17 protein-coding genes and 1 tRNA gene are annotated in these 19452 nt (G+C 62.4%); 5 read left to right on the plus strand and 13 right to left on the minus strand.

What is annotated here, in order from left to right; genetic code table 11:
* Positions 1-22: 22 nt before the first annotated feature.
* The 9 genes from EDF71_RS13845 to EDF71_RS13885 form a co-directional block, all read right to left on the minus strand.
* Complete coding sequence (locus EDF71_RS13845) at positions 23-598, minus strand: recombinase family protein (RefSeq protein WP_133857161.1); 576 nt, start codon at positions 596-598, stop codon at positions 23-25.
* Positions 599-1248: 650 nt separating this feature from the next.
* Positions 1249-1324, minus strand: a tRNA-Thr gene (locus tag EDF71_RS13850).
* Positions 1325-1377: 53 nt separating this feature from the next.
* On the minus strand, positions 1378-2385 hold the full coding sequence (locus EDF71_RS13855) for a class 1 fructose-bisphosphatase (protein ID WP_133857162.1): 1008 nt from the start codon (positions 2383-2385) through the stop codon (positions 1378-1380).
* Between the two features lie 38 nt (positions 2386-2423).
* Positions 2424-3500, minus strand: a complete 1077-nt coding sequence (locus EDF71_RS13860) for a tetratricopeptide repeat protein (RefSeq protein ID WP_208301049.1) — start codon at positions 3498-3500, stop codon at positions 2424-2426.
* An 11-nt stretch (positions 3501-3511) separates the two neighbouring features.
* Complete coding sequence (gene pepN, locus EDF71_RS13865; RefSeq protein ID WP_208301050.1) at positions 3512-6250, minus strand: aminopeptidase N; 2739 nt, start codon at positions 6248-6250, stop codon at positions 3512-3514.
* Entirely contained in the window at positions 6240-6911 is a 672-nt protein-coding gene (locus tag EDF71_RS13870; protein WP_133857163.1) for an HAD family phosphatase, read from the minus strand. Before EDF71_RS13870 ends, pepN begins: the two co-directional genes overlap by 11 nt.
* A 113-nt stretch (positions 6912-7024) precedes the next feature.
* A protein-coding gene (prfB, locus tag EDF71_RS13875) for a peptide chain release factor 2 (protein WP_133857164.1) occupies positions 7025-8129 on the minus strand; the annotation gives its coding sequence in 2 pieces (ribosomal slippage) (positions 7025-8047 and positions 8049-8129; 1104 coding nt in all).
* Between the two features lie 147 nt (positions 8130-8276).
* A complete protein-coding gene (locus tag EDF71_RS13880) occupies positions 8277-8948 on the minus strand; it encodes a CoA pyrophosphatase (protein WP_133857165.1) in 672 nt (223 codons plus the stop codon).
* Between the two features lie 81 nt (positions 8949-9029).
* Complete coding sequence (locus tag EDF71_RS13885) at positions 9030-9377, minus strand: hypothetical protein (protein WP_166656540.1); 348 nt, start codon at positions 9375-9377, stop codon at positions 9030-9032.
* A 457-nt stretch (positions 9378-9834) separates the two neighbouring features.
* Here EDF71_RS13885 and EDF71_RS13890 point away from each other — a divergent pair, with 457 nt between their 5' ends.
* The 3 genes from EDF71_RS13890 to plsY all read left to right on the plus strand — a co-directional run bounded on the left by EDF71_RS13890 (position 9835) and on the right by plsY (position 12286).
* Positions 9835-10896 (plus strand): aldo/keto reductase, encoded by a 1062-nt coding sequence (locus EDF71_RS13890; RefSeq protein WP_133857167.1) that lies wholly within the window; start codon positions 9835-9837, stop codon positions 10894-10896.
* Positions 10897-11094: 198 nt separating this feature from the next.
* Entirely contained in the window at positions 11095-11586 is a 492-nt protein-coding gene (gene ybaK, locus EDF71_RS13895; RefSeq protein WP_133857168.1) for a Cys-tRNA(Pro) deacylase, read from the plus strand.
* Between the two features lie 67 nt (positions 11587-11653).
* Entirely contained in the window at positions 11654-12286 is a 633-nt protein-coding gene (gene plsY, locus EDF71_RS13900; protein WP_133857169.1) for a glycerol-3-phosphate 1-O-acyltransferase PlsY, read from the plus strand.
* A gap of 88 nt (positions 12287-12374) precedes the next feature.
* On the opposite strand, the gene EDF71_RS13905 is transcribed toward plsY, so the two are convergent.
* Positions 12375-13067: a TIGR02281 family clan AA aspartic protease gene (locus EDF71_RS13905; RefSeq protein WP_133857209.1), complete on the minus strand. Its 693-nt coding sequence runs from the start codon at positions 13065-13067 to the stop codon at positions 12375-12377.
* A gap of 293 nt (positions 13068-13360) precedes the next feature.
* Here EDF71_RS13905 and EDF71_RS13910 point away from each other — a divergent pair, with 293 nt between their 5' ends.
* Positions 13361-15502 carry a TonB-dependent siderophore receptor gene (locus EDF71_RS13910; protein WP_133857170.1) on the plus strand — a complete coding sequence of 714 codons (2142 nt, stop codon included), beginning with the start codon at positions 13361-13363 and terminating at the stop codon, positions 15500-15502.
* A 74-nt stretch (positions 15503-15576) separates the two neighbouring features.
* On the opposite strand, the gene EDF71_RS13915 is transcribed toward EDF71_RS13910, so the two are convergent.
* Positions 15577-16062, minus strand: a complete 486-nt coding sequence (locus EDF71_RS13915; RefSeq protein ID WP_133857171.1) for a YajQ family cyclic di-GMP-binding protein — start codon at positions 16060-16062, stop codon at positions 15577-15579.
* 65 nt (positions 16063-16127) lie between these two features.
* Between EDF71_RS13915 and murB the strand changes: the two genes are divergently transcribed.
* Positions 16128-17228: a UDP-N-acetylmuramate dehydrogenase gene (murB, locus tag EDF71_RS13920; protein ID WP_133857172.1), complete on the plus strand. Its 1101-nt coding sequence runs from the start codon at positions 16128-16130 to the stop codon at positions 17226-17228.
* A gap of 37 nt (positions 17229-17265) precedes the next feature.
* On the opposite strand, the gene EDF71_RS13925 is transcribed toward murB, so the two are convergent.
* Positions 17266-18489, minus strand: a complete 1224-nt coding sequence (locus tag EDF71_RS13925) for an MFS transporter (RefSeq protein WP_133857173.1) — start codon at positions 18487-18489, stop codon at positions 17266-17268.
* A 167-nt stretch (positions 18490-18656) separates the two neighbouring features.
* Positions 18657-19433, minus strand: a complete 777-nt coding sequence (locus EDF71_RS13930) for an ATP-binding cassette domain-containing protein (RefSeq protein ID WP_133857174.1) — start codon at positions 19431-19433, stop codon at positions 18657-18659.
* Between the last annotated feature and the right edge of the window lie 19 nt (positions 19434-19452).

Raw genomic sequence — 19452 nt, forward strand, 5'->3', positions numbered from 1 at the left:
ACCAAGAATTTAGGTAAATTGCCTAAACCAATTTTTTTGGGTAGATGATTCCGATATTTTTGTACACGGTCGTTCTTGATGCCCCAAATTGTCTACTAACTTCCGCTATCTGAATATCTAGATCTCGCCGCAGCGCCTTAATTTCGCTTGCGCCATGCTCTGTTAATTTTGGTTTGCGGTCACTAACCCGACCCTTTGCTCGCGCTGCAGGTGACCCTATTTGCGAGCGCTCGCGGATCAAACAATGTTCAAACTCCGCAAGTGCTGAGAAGCTATGTAAAACCGGTTTGCCGGCTTCACTGCCTGTTTCAATCTTCTCCGTCAGGCTTTCACGGCCAATTCCACATCGCTCCAGGTCGGCACCGATCTGCACCAAGTAGGGCAAGCTGCGGCCGAGTCGATTCAGACGCCACACCCCAGAGGTGCCTCCTGCGCGTAGTTGTTTAGGGCACCGTTCAAGTTCTAGGCTCGTTGTATTCTTGCTGCTAGACGCTTCTTCGTTGATCGCGCGGGAATCAGGCTGCTTGAGCGCGTAGCGCTGCAGGTCTAGGCGCTGATCATTGGTCGATACGCGAGCGTATCCAATGCGTTGATTCATAGACGCAATAGGAACATTGACAAAATGACAGATATCTTAACACCGCTGGCGCCTCTTTCAGAAGGAAGAATGTAGTGTTTCGACTTGCTCATAAAATGACGCCTGTGGTGAGCTTTAGGCCGGCTTTCGCCTTGCTCGAAAGGCGTGCATATCGCTCGTATTCGTCTTGGAGCGTGTAGTAGCTGAAGTTGGTGCAAGCGCTAATCTCGTCAGCCAATTGGTGGGCAAAAAGCATGCTATGCCAAAAAATGCAAACGTGATAAAGACTTAATTGAGCTGCAATCAGTCATCTGCTGCCTTTTATGCTGCACTAAAATCTTTGATGAAAATCTGGGTCAGATCAAGTTGACTTATAGGATTTTCTGGCTCACCTCGAGCCGCGGAAAAATATCATGCAAGCTATGGAGATATGATTTGATCGGGATTTTCTAAATGTACGTGAGTCCACAACTGTGCGCGAGGCTGGTGACCGACGGTAGTTAAAAAATCAGCAGAGTGGCAATTGACGCATCCGTATCCCTTGCCGCATTCATGCTCGTTTTGCTCACTGGCAGTCGGAATTGTTTTGGCAAAAGTGCCTAGTGATTGCCGGTGGGCTGATAAGATCAAAAAAGCCCGCTATCTAAAAGATAGCGGGCTTTTTACTGACTTGGTGCCGGAGAGATGAATCGAACACCCGACCTTCTCATTACGAATGAGCTGCTCTACCGACTGAGCTACACCGGCGTTAGAGAGAAATTATAGCGTGAAATTTTGGCTCTCAGACCAAATTGCGGAATTTATGCTTCCGTGTGGTAGCGGGTGATGCGCTCGACCTCGTTCTTCGAGCCCAGGACCACGCTGACGCGCTCGTGCAGCTTGGTGGGTTGGATGTCGAGGATGCGTTCGCGGCCATTGGTGGCGGCGCCGCCGGCTTGTTCTACCAGCCAGCTCATGGGGTTGGCTTCGTACATCAGGCGCAGCTTGCCGGGCTTGTTGGGTTCGCGCTTGTCCCAGGGGTACATGAAGACGCCGCCACGGGTGAGGATGCGGTGCACGTCGGCCACCATCGAGGCGATCCAGCGCATGTTGAAGTCCTTGTTGCGGGGGCCTTCCACACCGGCCAGGCATTCGTCCACATAGCGCTTCACCGGTTCATCCCAGTGGCGCATGTTGCTCATGTTGATCGCGAATTCCTTGGTGTCTTCGGGGATGCGCACGTTCTCCTGGGTCAGCACAAAGCTGCCTTGCTCGCGGTCCAGCGTGAACATGGCGACGCCGTCGCCAAAGGTCAGCACCAGCGTAGTTTGCGGGCCGTAGACGCAGTAGCCGGCGGCCACTTGCTGGGCGCCTGCCTGCAGGAAGTCGTCTTCGGTCACGCCAGGGTGGCCTTCGGGCTTTTTGAGCACGCTGAAGATGGTGCCGATGGACACGTTCACATCGATGTTGGACGAGCCGTCGAGCGGGTCGAACATCAGCAGGTATTCGCCTTGCGGATAGCGGTTGGGCACCAGGTAGATGCTGTCCATCTCTTCGGAGGCCATGGCGGCCAGGTGGCCACCCCATTCATTGGCTTCGATCAGCACTTCGTTGGCGATGATGTCCAGCTTCTTCTGCACTTCGCCTTGCACGTTCTCGCTGCCGGCGGTGCCCAGCACATCGCCCAGCGCGCCTTTGTTGACGCTATGGCTGATGCGCTTGCAGGCGCGGGCCACCACTTCGATCAGCAGGCGCAACTGGGCGGGGATGAGGCCGTCTACGCGTTGCTGCTCGACAAGGTAGCGGCTGAGGGTGATGTTTTTCTTCATGGGTGGAACTCCTTCAAACTTGGTCAATCTGGGTCGGCTCAGCGCTTGGGCTGGCGCGCTGGCTGTGGGGCTGGCGGTTGCGGCGGGGGCGCTGCTTCGCGGCCGATCAGCTCGTCGCGCAGCTGTTGGGCGCGGGCCAGTTGGTCGCTGTGTCCCTGGGCGCGGGCGTATTGCGCATAAGTGCTGAGCCACTGCCGCGCTTGCTGCGGGTCATTTTGTTCATGGGCCAGCACCATCAGCTGAAAGTAGCTGTCGTACACGGTGGCGTGGTCGCCCGCGCCAAGGGCGATCTGCAGGCGCTCCTGCAGGTAGTTGCGGGCGGCGTCCACCTGGCCGAGCATGTAGCTGTTCTGCGCCAGGTTGGCCAGCAGGCCGCGCAGGCGCGGGGTCTCGCCCATCGCTTGCAGGCGCTCGCGGGCCACGGGCAGCAGCCGCTGGTTGGCTTGCAGCGCCTGGCGGTACTGGCCTTGCTCATGCAGCACATAGCCCAGGTCTTCGTAGATGCCCAGTACCTGCAGCTGCGTGGGGTAGTCGGCAGCCTGCGGGATGGGTGTGCTGTTGTCCCAGCGCATCTGCGTGGGCAGTTTGGCCACCTGCTGCAGCGGGTAGCGCACGGCCAGGGTCTGCACCTGTTTCAGTGCCGCCTCATAGCGCTCGCCTTCTGCCAACCAGCGGACGCTGGCAATGCTCAGCTCCAGATGCGGGTAGGCCCATTGCGGATCGCTGGGCTTGGGCATGGCCGTGATGGCCTTCTGCGCTGCCAGGCCCGCCTCAGACGGCATGCCGCGGCGGTTGAAAAGGGTGGCCTGGGTGTAGTACAGCCGGAAAAAATCCAGCGCCGGCGCCTTGGTGCGCTTGAGTATCGGTTCAAGCGCTTGCAGGTCAGCGCTCATCGCACTGCCGCTAAAGCGTCCGCCTTCGCTGAACACGGCGGCGTAGAGCGGCGCAAAGCGCTTTTCAAAATTATTGTTGCCCGTGGTGGGCAGGGCAGCATCGGCCGGGGATGTGGCCACTGCGCTGGCGTTGCCGCCGGTTTGTGCGGAGGCCAGCAAGGGCATGGCTGCAGCCAGGCCGGCCAGGGCGGCCATGCCCTGGGCCAGCAGCTGTTGGCGCATGCCCAGGCGCATCAGTCTGCCATGGCGCGGGTGATCACTTCGCGCACATCGTTGCTGAGCTTGGGCTTGGCAGCGACCTTGGCAATCGCGTCGCCCGCTGCGCTGCGGTAGGGCTCGGGCAGCTTCTTCCAACGGTCCAGCGCGCGGGCCAGGCGGGCAGCGACTTGCGGGTTGAAGGCGTCGAGCGCCACCACCTGCTCGGCCCAGAAGGCGTAGCCAGCACCATCGGCGCGGTGGAAGCCACCGGGGTTGCCGTTGCAGTAGCTGAAGATCACGCTGCGGGCGCGGTTGGGGTTCTTGATGTTGAAGTCGGGCTGCTTCATCAGCGCGCGCACGGCGGGCAGGGCGCTGCCGTTCAGGTCTGGTGCGCTGGCTTGCAGCGCAAACCACTTGTCCAGCACCAGCTCGTCGTTCTTGAACATCTGGTGGAAGCTCTGGATGGCGGACTCAGCCAGCGGGCTGCCGCTCACCACCAGCGCGCTCAAGGCGTTGTAGCGGTCGGTCATGTTGCCCGCATCCTTGTAGCGCTGCAGGGTCTTGCCAGGCCAGACCTTGTCGCCCGATTCACGGGCGGCAACGCAGAGCATCAGCAGCGCATGGCCGGCCAGTGCGCGCTTGCCGGCGCTTACCGCGTCGGGCACATAGGCGCCGGTGTGGCTGCATTCGTCGTAAGCCCAAGCCCAGTCGGCGGCGAGCTCGGTGGCCAGTTGCTGGCGCATGGCTTCGCGCACCGCGTGCACGGTTTGTGGGTCAACCTGGTCGAGCTGTTCGCTGATATAGCCTTCGGACGGCACGGTCAGCGCCAGGTCCTTGAAGGCGGCATCCAGCTGCGGATCGCGCAGTACGTCGCGCATGGCTTGCACGAAGGATGCGGGCAGCAGATTGGCTTGCGGCGCAGCGGCATCGGCACCGGCGGCGCTGCGTGCAGCAATGGCTTGCAGCGCAAAGCGCAGGCCCAGGCGTTGGCCGGCTTCCCAGCGGTTGAAGGCGTCTTCGTCGTGGGCCAGCAGGTGCAGGAGCGCGTCATCGCTCTCTTCGATCTGCAGCACCACGGGCGCGCTGAAGTTGCGCAGCAGCGATGGGGCAGGGGCTTGCTCGACACCGTCGAAGACGATGGTGTGCGATTCCTCGGTCAGCACCACGGTGTGGTTGGTGGTGCTGTGGGCGATGCTGCTGAGCGCCTGGCTGGGGCGGATGTTCAGCGGCAGGCTGCGGCCGTCGTCTGCCAGCAGGCCCAGGGTGACGGGGATCACAAAGGGCTCTTTGCCAGGCTGGCCCGGGGTGGGCGGGCAGGACTGGGTCAGCGTCAGGGTGTAGGTCTGCGCTTCTGCGTCGTACACGCCTTGCGCGGCCACGCGTGGCGTGCCCGACTGGCTGTACCAGCGCTTGAACTGCGGCAGGTGCTGGGCCAGCGGCGAGCCGGGGTTGGCATCGGCAATGGCCTGGGCAAAGTCGTCGCAGGTCACGGCCTGGCCGTCATGGCGCTCAAAGTAGAGCTTCATGCCCTTGGCAAAGCCTTCGCGGCCAACCAGGGTGGACTGCATGCGCACCACTTCCGAGCCTTTTTCGTAAATGGTGACGGTGTAGAAGTTGTTGATTTCGAGGTAGCTGTCCGGGCGCACAGGGTGGGCCATGGGGCCGGCGTCCTCGGGGAACTGCACGGTGCGCAGCACGCGCACATCGTCAATGCGCTTGACGGCGCGGGCCGAGGCGCTGCCGGCCATGTCCATGCTGAACTCCTGGTCGCGGAAGACGGTCAGGCCTTCCTTGAGCGAGAGCTGGAACCAGTCGCGGCAGGTGACGCGGTCACCCGTCCAGTTGTGGAAGTACTCGTGGCCCACCACCGACTCGATATTGGCGTAGTCGGCATCGGTCGCAGTGGCCTGGCTGGCCAGCACGTACTTGGTGTTGAAGATGTTCAGGCCCTTGTTCTCCATCGCGCCCATGTTGAAGTCGCTGGTGGCGACGATCATGAAGCGGTCCAGGTCCAGGCTCAGGCCAAAGCGGGCTTCGTCCCAGGCGATGGAGGCCATCAGCGAGTTCATCGCGTGCTCGGTCTTTTCCAGATCACCGGGGCGCACAAAGACCTGCAGCAAGTGTTCGTTGCCGGCGCGGCTCTTGATCTTTTGCTCGCGGGCGACGAGGTTGCCGGCCACAAGTGCAAACAGGTAGCAGGGCTTTTTGTGCGGATCGACCCACTTGGCAAAGTGGCGGCCTTCGTTGCCAGGCCCTTGCAAGTCGCCTTGCTCGACCAGGTTGCCGTTGGACAGCAGAACCGGGAACTGGGCCTTGTTGGCGCGCAAGGTCACGGTGTACATGGCCATCACATCGGGACGGTCCAGGAAATAGGTGATGCGGCGAAAGCCCTCGGCCTCGCACTGCGTGAAAAACGAACCATTGCTGGTGTACAAGCCCATCAGCTTGGTGTTCTTCTCGGGCATGCAGGTGGTGAAGATCTCCAGGTCCACCGGGTCGCTGCCCTCGGGCAGGTTCTCCAGCACCAGGTCCGAGCCGTCCATCTTGAACGAAGAGGCGGCGCCATTGACCATCACGCGGGCCAGGTTCAGCTCGTCACCGTTGAGGTGCAGCGGCTGGGCTGGCACATCGGGGTTGCGGCGAATGCGCATCTTGTTGAGCACGCGCGTCTTGGCCGGGTCCAGGTCAAAAGTCAGATCGACCGTATCAATCCACCATGCCGGGGCCTGGTAGTCGGCGCGGTACACGGTGTGTGCTTGTCCTTCACGCATCATGGAGCTTCTCCAAAAATTGGTTGTTGAGCAGGGTCGAGAAATCGGGCGCCCATGCCAATACATGGGGGCCGCTGAGTTGCTGTGCATCGTGCGTGGTGCCAATGCCCACCGCACGCATGCCGGCGCGCCGCGCCGCTTCAATGCCGTGCGGCGCATCTTCAAACACGATGCAGGCGGCCGGGTCTATCGCCAGGCGCTCGGCCGCCTTCAGAAAAATATCGGGGTGGGGCTTGCCGGGCAGGCCCTCGTCGCCACGCGCAATCGCCTGTGCCGGGGGCTGCATCTGCAGGTTGTCCAGCACAAAGCGTACATTGTCCTGGTCGCCCGCGGTGCCAATGGCCACTTTGAGGCCCATGTCTCGTGCCTGGGCATGAAAGCGCGCAAAGCCATCGACCGCGCAGAAGTGGGCGGCAAACAGCTCGCGGTAAATGCCTTCCTTCTCGGCGGTGATGCGCTCGCTCTCTTCGGCGCTCACCGTGCGGCCCATCAGCGCGCAGGCGCATTCAAAGGCGTTCTTGCCGGTGGTTTGCGCCATGAAGGCGGGCACATCCAGATCCATGGCGTGGCGGCGTGCGTATTCCACCCAGGCCTGGGCATGCCAGGGCATCGAGTGGACCATGGTGCCGTCCATGTCAAAAATCAGGGCTTCGATCGCAGGCATTGGGCTTGTCTTCAGGTCCGTATCGGCTGGGAGGTCCAGCCAATCGATAGAGGGCTGTGGCACACCGCATGCGCGGCGGGGAGGGCGCGCTGCATGGGGTGGGCCACAGGTTTTTAAACGCCTTGCTTGAGCGAGGCTTCGATGAACACGTCCAGGTCGCCGTCCAGCACCTTTTGGGTGGCGGAGACTTCGACGTTGGTGCGCAGGTCCTTGATACGGCTGTTGTCCAACACGTAGCTGCGGATCTGGTGGCCCCAGCCCACATCGGTCTTGGTGTCTTCCAGCTTTTGCTGCTCTTCCATGCGCTTGCGCATTTCAAAGTCATAGAGCTTGGAGCGCAGGCGCTGCCAGGCCACATCGCGGTTGCTGTGCTGGCTACGGCCATCCTGGCACTGCACGACGATGCCGGTCGGGATGTGGGTCAGGCGCACGGCCGAGTCGGTCTTGTTGATGTGCTGACCACCCGCGCCGGAGGCACGGTAGGTGTCGGTACGCACATCCGAGGGGTTGATGTTGATCTCGATGGAGTCATCAATCTCGGGGTAGACAAACAGCGACGAGAAGCTGGTGTGGCGGCCACCTGACGAGTCAAACGGGCTCTTGCGCACGAGGCGGTGCACACCGGTTTCAGTGCGCAGCAGGCCAAAGGCGTACTCGCCCTCGATCTTGATCGTGGCGCTCTTGATGCCGGCGACGTCGCCCGGGGTTTCTTCTTCGACGGTGGCCTTGAAGCCCTTGCGCTCGGCGTACTTGAGGTACTGGCGCAGCAGCATGCTGGCCCAGTCGCAAGCCTCGGTGCCACCGGCGCCGGCCTGGATGTCGACAAAGCAGTTGAGCGGATCGGCCTCATTGCGGAACATGCGGCGGAACTCGAGCTCCTCGATCAGCGGGCGCAGCTTGGCAGCCTCGGCTTCGATGGTTTCCAGCCCGGCGTCATCGCCTTCTTCCTTGCTCATCTCGAAGAGCTCGGTGTTGTCCGCCAGCTCGCTGCTCAGCTTTTGCAAGGTCAGCACGACGGAGTCGAGTGCCTTCTTTTCCTTGCCCAGCTCCTGAGCCTTCTTGGGATCGTTCCAGACGCTGGGGTCTTCCAGCGAGGCGTTTACCGTGCGCAGTCGTTCGTACTTTGCATCGTAGTCAAAGATACCTCCGAAGCTCTTCTGTCCGGCTGGACAGGTCTTCGAGGGTGTTGCCGATTTGGTTGATGCGTTCTGCTTCCATGTCACTGTGTCCTATTATTGCGGTCTAGCCTGCTATTGTCGCATGCTGGCAGGGCTTGGCCGGCCAGTGGTGCTTTAGGGCATATGCTTGATAAATAATGTTTTTGCTCCCGCTGCGCGGCGTTTGCGGCGGCGATCGGGGCAGGGCTCACTTCCAGGCAAAGCGGGGTTGGTCAAAATGCGCTACGCGGGTGGGCTGGCCACGCAGGCAAACCTCGCGGAACTGGTACAAAAATGCAGCCGTGGGTGCGGCCACCCAGCTCTTGCCCATGGGCATGCGCAGTACCGGGTGCGGTGAGGCATCGGTTTGCTCCAGCATCGGAGAATCGCTGCGCAGCAGCTCGGCCAGCGGGATGCGGTGCACGCTGGCCACTTCATCGGGGTTGGGCTGCAGCTCGGCCGTGGCGCCGGCCCACACCACCACCGGGGTAATGACAAAGCCTGATCGCGTCGCGTAATCATCCAGACAGCCCAGCACCTGGCTGGGCGGGAGCAGCAGGCCTGCTTCTTCGTGCAGCTCGCGCAAGGCGGCTTGCTCGGCGATCTCACCCGCCTCGATGCGGCCACCGGGCAGTGCCCATTGGCCGGGGTGGTTGCGCAAGTGCAGCGCGCGGCGGGTCAGCAGCAAAGCGGCCTCCGTGCTCCACTGGGCGGGCTGCTGCATACCTTCGAGCCCGGCGCCCGGGCCTTCGTCGAGCAGCACCAAGGCTACCGCAGCCTGGGACTGGGCGCTGCCGGTCATCGGCTGGGCGGCAAAGTGCTGCAGACGGCTGTGGATGCGCGATCGCAGGGCGTCGCTCAGAGCTAGGGCGTTGGTCATAGGGCTGCTGCATTGTAGAAGCGGCCCGGCCGGGCTGGGGGCGCAGGCGAGACAGTGACCGTAGTGGCTGGCTTGGCTGCATCAGTTGGAGCGGGTCTTGTGGCGCAGACAGACCTGGAACATCAGCCCAAACGCCGCATCAGGGCCAAACTGGGCCGGCAGCGGCTCGCCCGGTGTGAGCAGCAGCTTGCCATGCATCACGCCGGCATTGCTGGGGGGAGAGGTGATGAGAATGTCGGGGCCACATCCCCCTGGCAGCAGCACCCGCAGTGTCTGGCCTGGGCGGAAGTGGAGGGGGCTCTGGGGTTCAAAGATGAGCCGGACGGTGCCATGGGAGTGTCCGCTGGTATCGCAAAGCATGCAATGGATGATGCCTTGGGGAATGATGCTTGCCTGGGCGCAGTCATTGTCGTGCGCATATGGCGACATGCCGCTGGAGGCCCGTGCTTGTCTGCCGTGGCCCGCGCACTGCCGGCAATGGGCTTCGGTACAAGGCGTAGGCAGGCTTTTGCCGATGGTGGGTCTGGGCGCGCGCGGCTTGTTCGAACGGGGCCAGGGCGGAGGGTGGCTGTGGAGGCTGTGAGGCTGGATCATCGTGCGCGGTCTCGGTATCTGTATTGAACGAAATAATGATTTCGATAGTTTTTTGTAAATACTAAGAGACCAAGCTTCGATAGAACTTACGGGATGTTGGCCGCTGATTCAGATCAAAAGACGGCGCATTCGCGCTTGACAGCAGCATGTCCCTCAATACAGCGCTGCGCGGGTGTCTGCGATGTCATCTATCACCTACCGGCTGCTCGCCACTGATGGCGGCCATGGCCAGCGAGGTGTCAAAAAATGCTTTTACACTTGGTTTTTTGACCGACACCGCTGAATTTTTCTTATGCAAGACATCCAACTTGGCCGCAGTGATTTGAAGGTATCGCCCATTTGCCTGGGCACGATGACGTTTGGCGAGCAAGTGAGCGAAGCCGATGCGCATGCGATGCTCAGCCATTCGCTGGAGCGTGGCGTGTACTTTTGGGACACGGCAGAGATGTATTCGGTGCCCGCGCGCGCCGAAACCTTTGGTGCCACCGAGACCATCATCGGCAACTGGTTCAAGGCCAACCCCGGCCAGCGCGACAAGGTGGTGCTGGCCAGCAAGGTGGCAGGCCCATCGCGGGGCATGCCCTGGGTGCGCGAAGGCAAGGGCATGACGGCGGCCGACATCGTGGCCTCCTGCGATGCCAGCCTGCGCCGCCTGCAGACCGATGTGATCGACCTCTACCAGATCCACTGGCCCGAGCGCCATGTGCCCGCCTTCGGCAATCTCTACTACGACCCCAAAAAGGAAACCAGCGAGACGACGATTGGTGAGCAGCTGCAGGCGCTGGCTGGTCTGGTGAAGGCGGGCAAGATCCGCCACATTGGTCTGTCCAACGAAACGCCCTACGGTGTGCACGAGTTTGTGCGCCTGGCCGAGCAGCATGGCCTGCCGCGCGTGGCCAGCGTGCAAAACCCGTACTGCCTCATCAACCGCAGCTGGGAAAACGGCTTGGACGAAACCTGCGACCGCCTGGGCGTGTCGCTGCTGGCCTATTCGCCGCTGGCCTTTGGCCTGCTGACCGGCAAATACGACGACAGCGGCATCACCGGCCCCCAGGCACCGCAGGGCGCACGCATTGCCAGCTATGAATCAGTGCGCAAGCAGCGCTGGGGCCGCCCTGAGGCCCTGGACGCGGCCAAGCGCTACAACCAGCTGGCCCGCGACCATGGCCTGACCCCCGCCGCACTGGCCCTGGCGTTTTGCTACAGCAAATGGCAGGTGGGCAGCACCATCATCGGTGTGCGCACCATGGAGCAGCTGGACGAAGACCTCAATGTCTGGGGCACGCAGCTGTCCGAGGCCTTGCTGCAAGAGATCGACGCACTGCGCTGGGCGCTGGGCGATCCGGCGCAATAAGCTGGATGGTCCCTTAATGGCCGTTCACGGGCCGTTCACGGGCCGTTGACGGACTGATGACGGCTATGACCCGCAGGCCCTGGTGCAAACCAGGGCCTTTGGCGTTGCGAAGGCCGCTATGCTTGGCGGCGCCCCCGCCCAATTTTTCGAGACAATAGGGGCAGATTTTGTGCGGCATCTGCCGCGACCTCTCCAGCCATGAGCAAAAAAAACCATATCAGCGAAACGCCGGCCACCCAGTTCTTGAAAGCGCACAAGGTGGCGTTTACCGAGCATCCCTACGAGTATGTGGAGCACGGCGGCACATCCGAGTCGGCCCGCCAGTTGGGGCTGGATGAGCATGTGGTCGTCAAGACCCTGGTGATGCAGAACCAGGATGCCAAGCCGCTGATCGTGCTGATGCATGGCGACTGCAAGGTGTCGACCAAGAGCCTGGCACGCCAGATTGGCGCCAAGAGCATTGAGCCCTGCACGCCCGAGGTGGCCAGCCGCCACAGCGGCTACCTGGTGGGCGGTACCTCGCCGTTTGGCCTGCGCAAGGCCATGCCGGTCTATATCCAGGAGACGATTCTGGCGCTGCCGCGTATCGCCATCAACGGCGGGCGCCGTGGTTTTTTGGTGCAGATCGACCCCAAAGCATGCGTTGAGGTGCTGGGTGCCCAGCCGGTGCAATGCGCGCTGGCAGAATGATGCCTGTTTTTGACCTAGATACACCAGTGTGCGCCGGCCGTCCAGGCGCGCAGACAAGGGGAGCAATTTGAGTACCGTTTATTCCATCCTGGCCACCATCCTGGCCTACCTTATCGGTTCGCTGTCGTTTGCGGTGATCGTCAGCCGCACCATGGGCCTGAGTGACCCGCGCACCTATGGCAGCAAAAACCCGGGTGCCACCAATGTGCTGCGCTCGGGCAGCAAGGCGGCTGCTGTGGTGACCTTGCTGCTGGATGCCGCCAAGGGTTGGCTGCCGGTGGCGCTGGTGGCCTGGTTTGGCAAGCCTTATGGGCTGGAAGAGGGCACCATCGCGCTGGTGGGCATTGCGGCATTTTTGGGCCATCTCTGGCCGGTGTTCTTCAAGTTTGAAGGCGGCAAAGGCGTGGCCACCGCGCTGGGCGTGCTGCTGGGCTTTAGCGGCTGGCTGGGTTTGCTCACCTTGCTGGCCTGGGTGGCCGTGGCGGCCATCTGGCGTTATTCGTCGCTGTCGTCGCTGGTTGCGGCGGTGCTGGCGCCCGTGTTCTATATCCTCATCGGCGGCGAGCTCTGGGATTTCCATGCCGAGATCTTTGTCGCGATTCTGGCCATGTCGGCCTTGCTGGTCTACCGCCACAAGCTCAACATCCAGCGCCTGGTGGAAGGCAAGGAATCCAAGCTGGGCCAAAAGAAAAGCAAGTAATGCGTCGCGCTGCCCTCGGGCAGACAGCAAAAAAGGGCTGAACACCATCGCGGGTTCAGCCCTTTTGTTTTGGTGGCATTCAGCGCCGCTATTTGATCCGGTCCAAGGTCATCTGTGGGCCGGCGCGCTTCATCTCAAAGGCATTGAGAAAGCTGTTGCCCAGCAGCACATAGGGCATGTTGGCGGAAGTGACCACGGCATCCACATTGCGCAGCTCTACGTCGGAAATACGCACGCTGCTCAGCTTGAGATGCCAGCCATTGCTGACGCCATTGGCGGTGCCCATGTGCACCGGGCGGCCCTTGCTGTAGTCAATGCCCAGCTTGAGCGCCTCGCTCATCCCCAAGCTGACCGTCGTGGCCCCCGTATCGACCAGAAAGCGCGTGGCCTTGCCATTGATCATGCCGGCCGTCATGAAGTGGCCGGTGGCATCGGCTGCCAAGACGATGCGGCCGGTGTTGCTGACGGGCAGCGCCGCATCGGCCACGCTGACGGGCGATTCGCCCATGCGCAGGCTATGCGCGACGCCGGCAATGCTGACCTGTGCCTGCCCATCCTGGACCTTGAGGACCTGCACCTGCTGGTAACTGCTACCCGCAGCCACGGCCTTGGGCGCCCGGCCATCAATGACCAGCAAGGCCTTGTCGCCCAGAATGCCGGCCAGCGCCACCGAGCGGGGGCCTTCGGGCGCATCTTGTGCATGGGCCGCCCCAATGGCGCTGCCGCACAGGGCCAAGGCCAACAGCCAGCGGTGCAGAAGGGGAGGTGCGGAGCAGGGCATGGAGAGCGAAGGCTTCATAGGTAGCGGGGCAGCGTGGTGGTGTAGGCACTTGGGCAGCACTGCGAAGTCTAGCGGCGGCCCCTGGCAGGCAGATTGCTTTACATCGTAAACGAAGCGCCAGGGCCTAAAAACCGGGATTTATTTTTTGACGAAAGCCTAGCCCGTTGTTTTTTGGGAAAAGTAAGTGCACGCTGAGGGTTAATGTATTGCTGTTGATAATCGTTATCATTAGCATTCCTGACTCAAATTTACAAGCCGTTAACCAAGCGGAATTATTGTTTCAGGAGTTTTCAATGATCCAAGCCCTTCGCAGCGAGACGCTCGCGCGTACAAGAGGCGAGCGCGCCGGCCTGTCCGTCGCCGCGCTGTTGATGCTGGCAGCGATGCCGGCCATGGCGCAAGAGCACACCTTGCCAACGGTCCAGGTCTCAGCCGACCAGTTCGACCCCGATGATGTGCGCCCCGAAGGCGTGACCACGGCGACCAAGACCTATATGGCGCCCAAGGACATCCCGCAGACCATCGACACCTTGGAAGTCAACAAGTACAAGAGCTACGGCATCAATGACCTGTCGGTCATGCTCGATGGCGTGCCGGGCGTCAACACCAGCTATGACATGCGCGGTGAGGGTGTGATGATCCGGGGCTTCAATGCCGACAGCGGTGACATCTACCGTGATGGCGTGCGCGAATCCGGCCAGGTGCGCCGCAGCACCGCCAATGTGGAGCGCATCGAGATTCTGAAAGGCCCGGCCTCGGTGCTGTATGGCCGTGGCGCTGGCGGTGGCGTCGTCAACATGGTCAGCAAGCAGGCGCGCTTTGATGGCGTCAGCAGCGTGACCCTGCGTGGTGGCTCCTGGGAGAACGTGGGCGGCACCATCGACATCAACCGGGTGATCAGCCCCAATGTGGTCATGCGCCTGACGGCCGATCGCGAGCAGGCACACAGCTTTCGCAGCGGCATCCGCAACCGCAACGAGATGGTCTCGCCCAGCATCCTGGTGGATACGCGCACGGGCCTGCGTTGGACCGGCCAGTACACCTATGACAATGTCTGGCGCGTGCCGGACCGGGGGCCTTCCTACGACCAGATGCCGCCCGGCATGTCGCTGCGCCAGGGCTTTGCCCAGCCGGGCGACTTTGTCGAGGACCGCCTGCGCGTGCTGCGTTCGGACCTGTCCTATGAGTTCAACAAGGCCTGGAGTGTGCGCTGGGTGGCCAGCAAGCGCGAAGCCAGCCAGGACTTTGACCACTACTTTGGCGGCACCTACTGCAACCCCCAGGGCCTGACCCCGGCGGGCGCCAAGTGCGCCAACCCCGGCCTGCTGCGCCAAAGCTATGCCTGGCAGCAAACCGAGAACCGCACCACCACCCACACCGTGGATTTGACCGGCAAGCTCGACCTGGCCGGCATGCGCCATGAGCTGTTGCTGGGCGTGGAGCACAGCGAGGAAGAGCGCGCGCCGCGCCTCTTCAGCACCGCCAACAGCAATGGCTACATCGACCCGAACAACCCGGTATTCGATGCCGTGCGTCCGCCCCAAGGCGCGCCATCGCAGCACAACCTGCACAAAGGTACGGCCCGCGCACTGTATGTGCAGGATCTGGTCAGCCTGAGCGACCAATGGAAGTTGCTGCTGGGTGCACGCTATGACAACTTTGAGTTCAACAGCACCAACCAGCTGAACAACGCCAGCCGCAGCACCGACGGCAACTCGGTCAGCCCCCGCGCCGGCCTGGTCTGGCAGCCGGTGCGCGAGCACAGCCTGTATGCGTCCTGGAGCCGCAGCTTCTCGCCCTATGGCGGCCGGGGCATGCTGTCGGTTGAGACGGGCGCTGGCGCGGTGCTGGACGATGAACCTCAGCATTCGCAGCAGTTCGAAATGGGTGTGAAGAGCGATTGGCTCGATGGCGCGCTGTCCACGCAGCTGGCCGTCTACCAGCTGGAGCACTACAACATCCGCTACCGCCCCGATCCGGACAACGACCCCTTCACCTGGGCGGTGCGTGGCAAGGAGCGCTCGCGCGGTATCGAGTTCAGCGCGGCCGGCCGTGTGGCACCGTTCTGGTATGTGCGTGGCGGCGTCGGCATCATGGCCGCCAAGGTCACCGAGAACAAGGCCAATCCCGCGCTGGAAGGTAATTACCTGGCCAACACCGCGCGCCGCAATGGCAATGTCTTCCTGCGCTATGCGCCTGCAGGCAACTGGTATGCCGAGCTGGGTGTGACCCACACCAGCGCCCGCTACACCAACGACGCCAACACCAGCCGCGTGCCTGGCTACACCCGCTGGGATGGCCTGGTGGGCTGGCGCGCCGCGCCCTGGACCGTTACCCTGGCGGTTTCCAACCTGACCAACAAGGAATACTGGCGCAGCAGCAGCATGCCCGGAACGCCGCGTGGTGCTTTGCTAAGCGCGAACTACCAGTTCTAAAAGGGTAAGCGCCATAAAAACAGGCCGCGCTGCAATCCATGCAGCGCGGCCTGTTTGTTTTGATCGAAGGCGGATCAGTCGCGGAAGTTGTTGAACGACACTGGCACGTCGGTTACGTCTTTCTTCAGCAGCGCCATCGCTGCTTGCAGATCGTCGCGCTTGGCGCCGGTGATGCGCACGGCATCGCCCTGGATGGCGGCTTGCACCTTCATCTTGCTGTCCTTGATGAGCTTCTGGATCTTCTTGGCCAGCTCCTGCTCAATGCCGTTGCGCACCTTGATCACTTGCTTGACCTTGTCGCCGCCGACCTTTTGCACATCGCCCTTGTCCAGAAAGCGCACATCCACATTGCGCTTGGTCAGCTTGTTGCGCAGGATGTCTTCGACCTGCACCAGCTGGAAGTCGGCATCGCCGTACATGATGATCTCTTTGTCCTTGAGCTCGATCCCGGCCGACGTTCCCTTGAAGTCGAAACGGGTGCCAATTTCCTTGGCGGAATTCTCAACAGCGTTTTTCACCTCGACGAAGTCGGCTTCGCAAACCGTGTCAAACGATGGCATAAATACTCTCCTTGCAGGCCAGGCTGAGCGCCTGAGTGGGTCGCGACAAGTGCGACAATCTACCGATGTTAGTCGAGAAAAATGCCCCGCTGCAGCAATACAACACCTTTGGCATCATGGCGCGGGCCATGAACCTGGTGCGCGTGCAGGCCCCGCAAGATATCCGTGATTTTCTGGCCCAGCCCCCTTTGGGCGCCAGCCGCCAGGTGGTGGTGCTGGGGGGCGGCAGCAATATCGTCATCACCGGCGATGTCGAGCCCACCGTCTTCAAGATGGAAATCATGGGCAAGCGCCTGGTCGAAGAGACCGACAAGCACTACATCATCGAGGTCGGTGCCGGTGAAGTCTGGCACGAGGTGGTGGCCTGGAGCCTGGCCCAGGGCTACCCCGGTTTGGAGAACCTGGCGCTCATCCCCGGCACTGCAGGCGCTGCGCCCGTACAGAACATTGGCGCCTATGGCGTGGAGCTGCAAGACCGCTTTGACTCGCTCGATGCCATCGACCTGAGCAATGGCGAACACTTCAGCCTGCAGGCCGCGCAGTGCGCGTTTGGCTACCGGGATTCGGTGTTCAAGCATGCGCCGGCCGAGACCATGCCATTGACGATGATTGCCCGCGCCACCGGCGTGGCCGAGCCCCGTGGCATGGGCCTGGCGGGCCGTGCCGTCATCACCCATGTGCGGCTGCGCCTGGCCAAGGACTGGAAGCCCGAGCTGGGCTACCTGGACCTGGCCCGCAAGCAGGCCGAAAAAGGCATTGCGCAGCCCACGGCCCAGGATATTTTTGACTGGGTGGTCGAGATCCGCCGCGCCAAGCTGCCCGATCCGGCGCAGATCGGCAATGCTGGCAGCTTTTTCAAGAACCCTCAGGTCACTGCCGACCAGTGCGAGGACATCATCGCGCGCGAACCCAAGATCGTGCACTACCCGATGCTCGATGGCAGCATCAAGCTGGCTGCGGGCTGGATGATTGATGCCTGCGGCTGGCGCGGCAAGAGCATTGGCAAGGCCGGTGTCTATGACCGCCAGGCACTGGTGCTCGTCAACCTGGGCGCGGGGGAGGGCAGCGTTACCGGTGGTGAGGTGGTGACATTGGCGCGGGCCATCCAGACCAGCGTCTATGAGCGCTTTGGTATCCAGCTGGAGCCGGAACCTGTTGTCTGGTAAGCGCTAAGGCCCATTCGCACCCCTAGTTGGGCGCGGATCAGCGCTTGGCCGGCGGTATCCAGCGCGCCAGCGCAGCCGCCGCGCCCCAGGCCAGCAAGCCAATACAGGCGATGCCGCTGGCCAGCGACAGGCTACCAGCAAGAAACGACAGCAGTGCCGGCCCCAGCGATGAGCCCAGATCGGCCGCCAGGCGCCATAACCCCAGAAAATGCGCCCGGGCATGGCGCGGTGCGTGGTCGGCCCCCAAGGTCATGATCAGGCCTGAGCCAATGCCATTGCCAAAGCCCAGCGCCATGGCGGCCAGCAGCAAGGTCGTCACGCTGCCGGTCAACGGCATTAACAGCATCGCAGTACCCATCACCAGCATCGACGGCACGGCCACCCAGCGCCGGCCTTTTAGATCCATCAGCTGGCCGGCGGGGTAGAAGACCAGCATGTCGATGGCGCCGGCCAGCCCGTAGACCAGCGAGGCCGCTGCAGGCGCCAGTGCCAAATGGTCGGCCCACAGCGGAATGACCACCTGGCGCGAGGCGCGCACGGCGCTGACCAGCAGCACGCCCATGCCCAGGGTGAGAAACAGCCGGTGGTGATCGCGCAGGATGCCGGCGATGGACGGTGCCTCGGTCGGCACCGGCTGGCCCGGCAGCGCGCTGGGGGCTGCCAGATCCGGCACACGCAGCCCAATGGCTGCCGCGCAGAGCACGCCCACAATGCCCACCGCAAAGGCAGCATGCAGACCCCAGGTATGCATGGCCCAGGCGCCAATGAAGGGGCCGATGAACATGCCAATGCGCATCACGCCACCCAGGGTGGACAGAGCTCGGGCGCGGTAGGACACGGGCACGGCCTCGGTCAGATAGCTTTGCCGCGCCAGGTTGTAGACCGCCTGCGACATGCCCACCATCAGGCAGCCCAGCGCAAACAGCCAGAGCTGGTGGGTGGCCAGGCAGATGCCCATGCCGATGGCGCTCCACAGGCCCGCGGCCACAATCGCCCAGCGCTCACCCCAACGGGCAGTGATCAGCGATGCCGGGATATTGCTCAGCAAGGAGCCAATGCTGACCAGCCCCACCACCAGCGCTGCAATCGGCACCGAAGCGCCGAGATCGCGTGCCATCAGCACGATGACCGGCAGCACCGCACCTTCGCCAATGCCAAACAGCAGCGAGGGGCCAAAGGCCGCCACGGCAATGCGGCGCAGCGAGAATTCTGCGTCGCTGTCTGCGACTGGATCGGATACGGGAGGAGGGGAGCTGGGCATGCCCATGTTGGGGATGAAGGGGGTGCGAATCTGCGCTGAAGGGCCGGGAGGTGATGGGTGCTGCTGAAAAACCTCTTGAAGCTTCATCAGCACCGGGCCCTATTTTGCGCCTGCCCGGCGCTGGCATGGCGCTGATGCTGTCGCGGGCAGAACTCGGCCTGCGCCGCTTACTTCAGGCTTCCAGAGAGGAAACGTGCCAGGCGCTCACTCTTGGGGTTGGCCAGCACCTCGCGCGGCGGGCCTTGCTCTTCGATCAGCCCCTGGTGCAGGAAGATCACGTGGTTGGAGACCTCGCGGGCAAAGCCCATTTCATGGGTGACGACCAGCATGGTGCGGCCTTCCTGGGCGAGCACCTGCATCACGCGCAGCACCTCGCCGACCAGTTCGGGATCGAGGGCCGAGGTGGGCTCGTCAAACAGCATCACCTCGGGCTCCACCGCCAGCGCGCGGGCGATGGCCACGCGTTGCTGCTGGCCGCCGCTCATGTGGTTGGGGTAGCTGTCTTCCTTGTTCTCCAGGCCCACCAGCTTGAGGTACTTGCGGGCACGGGCCACGGCCTCGTCCTTGCTGATGCCCAGCACATGCACCGGAACTTCGATGATGTTCTGCAGCACGGTCATGTGGGCCCAGAGATTGAAATGCTGGAACACCATGGCCAGCTTGCTGCGCAGGCGTTGGAGCTGCTTGGGGTCGACCGCGTCCAGCGCGCCATTGCGGCCGGTGCGCAGTTGCAGCTCTTCGCCTGCGACGATGATCTGGCCCTGCTGCGGTTGCTCCAGCAGGTTGATGCAGCGCAGAAAGGTGCTCTTGCCCGAGCCGGAGCTGCCGATGATGCTGATCACGTCGCCAGCGCAGGCGTTGAGCGAGACGCCCTTGAGCACCTGGTTGCTGCCATAGCTCTTGTGGATGTCCAGCGCCTGCAGTTTGTAGTTGGATGCGTTCATATCTCGATGCTCGAATGTC

Source organism: Comamonas sp. JUb58, assembly GCF_004364775.1.
Taxonomy (GTDB): Bacteria; Pseudomonadota; Gammaproteobacteria; order Burkholderiales; family Burkholderiaceae_C; genus Comamonas.